Raw genomic sequence first — 566 nt, 5'->3', positions numbered from 1 at the left:
TGAGTGTGGATTTATGCAGGCCATTGAGTGGCCGCAGATTAAATTTGAGAATCAGGATCCTGAAACTGCTTGTTTTGAGTGTGTGAGCTGCCAGCACCGGATGCGGGAGCATGACAAACCAAAGTTGTTGGCCAACGGTCAGTGGGTTTCCATGAAACCGGAGGCCAGTGGGAAAATTCGTGGCTATCATCTGAATTCACTTTATAGCCCTAATGGCTGGTATAGTTGGAAGGATGCAGTGGCTGACTTTCTGGCCGCAAAAGACAATCCGATCCTTTTGAAGGACTGGACCAATACGGTACTTGGCCAGACCTGGCAGGAAGCCGGTGAAACGGTGGATCATGAACTGCTCTACCAGCGTCGTGAGCACTATCCGGCAGAAGTGCCCTGGCCAGTTGAGGTACTGACCTGTGGCATTGATGTTCAGGATGATCGAGTGGAGTTTGAAGTGGTGGGCTGGGGAGCAGGAGAAGAGAGCTGGTCTATTGATTATGTGCGCCTTTATGGCGATCTGTCTCGTCCGGAAATCTGGTCCATTCTTGCGGACCGGTTGAGGAAACCTTACC

The 566-nt window shown here is 51.2% G+C and carries 1 protein-coding gene; it reads left to right on the top strand.

Features of this window, described 5'->3' with window-relative positions:
* Window positions 1-566 (top strand): terminase gpA endonuclease subunit (locus AK963_RS30445; RefSeq protein WP_175404787.1); only part of this gene is annotated, 566 nt, incomplete at both ends.

Source organism: Endozoicomonas atrinae (assembly GCF_001647025.1).
GTDB classification, from domain to species: Bacteria; Pseudomonadota; Gammaproteobacteria; order Pseudomonadales; family Endozoicomonadaceae; genus Endozoicomonas; species Endozoicomonas atrinae.
This window is presented reverse-complemented; position numbering and strand designations above follow the sequence as displayed.